The 2,045-nt window shown below is 47.8% G+C and carries 2 protein-coding genes and 1 pseudogene; 1 reads left to right on the plus strand and 2 read right to left on the minus strand.

Annotation, left to right across the window (positions count from 1 at the left end):
* A pseudogene (locus ACXJJW_RS06635) lies at window positions 1–558 on the plus strand (tetraether lipid synthase Tes); the annotation flags it as partial.
* 167 nt (window positions 559–725) lie between these two features.
* On the opposite strand, the gene ACXJJW_RS06640 reads toward ACXJJW_RS06635, so the two are convergent.
* Window positions 726–1,211, minus strand: a complete 486-nt coding sequence (locus ACXJJW_RS06640) for a Tfx family DNA-binding protein (protein ID WP_456474951.1) — start codon at window positions 1,209–1,211, stop codon at window positions 726–728.
* A 301-nt stretch (window positions 1,212–1,512) separates the two neighbouring features.
* Window positions 1,513–2,045 (minus strand): TIM barrel protein (locus ACXJJW_RS06645; RefSeq protein WP_456474952.1); only part of this gene is annotated, 533 nt, incomplete at its 5' end.

A 2,045-nucleotide genomic window follows, 5' to 3' on the forward strand; every position in this document is an offset into this window, starting at 1 on the left:
GGAGACAAGCTTGTGCCCCTCACGCGATTCTTCGATGTGGAGGGCTTCCTGGAGTTCCTGCATGAGCTCAATTTTGAGGTTGAGCATTCCAGGCTCAAGCTTGCGGGCAAAGGTATCTCCATAATTAGAGCCCTAGCAAGCATCTCCCGCTTTATCGACGAGGAGAAGAAGCCAGACTACCTGGACCTCAAGCGGATGCTGGTCTCCTCTTTAATGAGGGGCTCCTATGCAGAACTCAAGGAGTTCAACCGCAACTCTCTCTTCGTGGGGATGATGCACTTCCAGGACCCCTACAACTACGACATAGCGAGGGTTAAAAAGTGCAGTGTGCACTATGCTCTGCCCGACCTCCGTGTGGTACCCTTCTGCGCCTTCAATATACTGCCAGAGCTGTACCGGGACCGCGTGCAGGAGAGGTTCAGTGTGTCAGCGAGGGAGTGGGAAGCAAAGACTGGGAGAAAGCTCGCCGACGACAGGTACATGAGGAGTTTCACAGAGAGCGAGCGCAGAGAGATTGACGCCTTTTACAGGCGGTGCATCGCAAGGGCAGGGTTCTAGCTTATCGAGTATTTCCGCCTCAATCATCGAGCAGATGATTTGCTGCAAAAGATGATAAACGTAAACTAGAATGTTTATTTTTGAATTTAATTTTGCCAATATTTTACATATTCGTTGACAAAACACGAAATGCAACGCACATATTTAAATAGAAAGGCAGGCATTTCTTACTCCACCACAACTCTGCCGGTTCTCAGGATGGTAACTGTGAACCCTTCCACAACTTCCCTCCCCCTGAGCTTTTTCCACATCTTTTCTCTTATCATATCAGTAAGCTGTATTGCATTGTACTCAACAACTATACCGGCCCTGTCGGCATTATCAAAAACCAGTTTCGGAATTTCAAAGAGGTCTGTACCTTCCTTCACCCTCACAACTATGGGCGCTATCATCTCAAAAATCCTTATGGTGTTCATCGCCTTTTCTAGGTTCTGTCTGGCCCTTTTTTCTGTAATGCTGACATTGGAGCGGGAAATATCCATTATCTTTGCAATCTCATTCTGAATATATCCTTCAGAGCGAAGCTGAAGTATCTGTATCTGAGATGGGGTTAAGAAGGACTTTTTAGCAAGCTCTTTCAGCGTATGACCGTCAAGGGTGTCTATTGTGGGCCTGACTATAAGACTCCTTCTTTTTCTATTTTTTCTTACCATAATTTAGCCCCATTATATCTAATTAAATATAACTTATTACTCATACTTTTGCATTTTCAAAAATAACTGAAAACTATGAGTATTCTACAACATCCCGTGGACGAGTTATACGGGCGATGTTAAAATGTTGTATTAATGTTAACGCAGTGGTTGACATTATTCGGGCAGTTGCATTGATTTTTTACAACAATGTTTACCTTTGATATGTGTGGCAGTAAAAACAGGTGAAGTGTTCCATTTCTTTTTCTCGGAGCATTTCACCTCCAACCTTTCCTATTTCTGGCAGGTCAAAGGCGCTGCCTCAGACTTCAGCGTACCTGTGCTCCAAAAGCAGGGCATCCTCCTCCAGGTTGGGGCTCTCGCATATAAGCTTGCCCTCCACGCTGTAATCCTTAAGGGCGCGAAGCAGGGCGCTGTAGTTGAACTTCGACTCGCGAAGCACAAGATGAGAGCGCTCCCCTCCCTTACCGTAGGTTATCCCCGAGACGTGGATGTGCATATCACGAAGCGCCCCTCTGCCCAGTACGGCCTCTATTTTGGAAAGCATACCTGCAAAGGCTTCATAGCTGTTCGCCGCGCCCCTGCTCCTCGCATAGAGGTGGGCGAAGTCCACACAGGGCATCACCCCAGGAAGCTCTGCGCTTAGACTTAGAACCTCCTCAAGGCTCCCCAGCTGTGTGCGCTTGCCGGTGGTCTCCGGGCGCAGCACCACATCTATACCTTCCCCCCTGAGCGTCTCCACTATACCCTCAAGTTGCCCCTTAACCCTCGCGTAGGCATTTTCCTTTGAGCTTTTCATGTAGAAACCCGGGTGGAAGGCTATATCGCGAGCTC

Source organism: Candidatus Pyrohabitans sp. (assembly GCF_054014795.1).

What these genes read in the sequence shown, in the direction of transcription:
- ACXJJW_RS06640 (WP_456474951.1), bottom strand. Translation starts at nt 1,211, where the DNA reads ATGGTAAGAAAAAATAGAAAAAGAAGGAGTCTTATAGTCAGGCCCACA.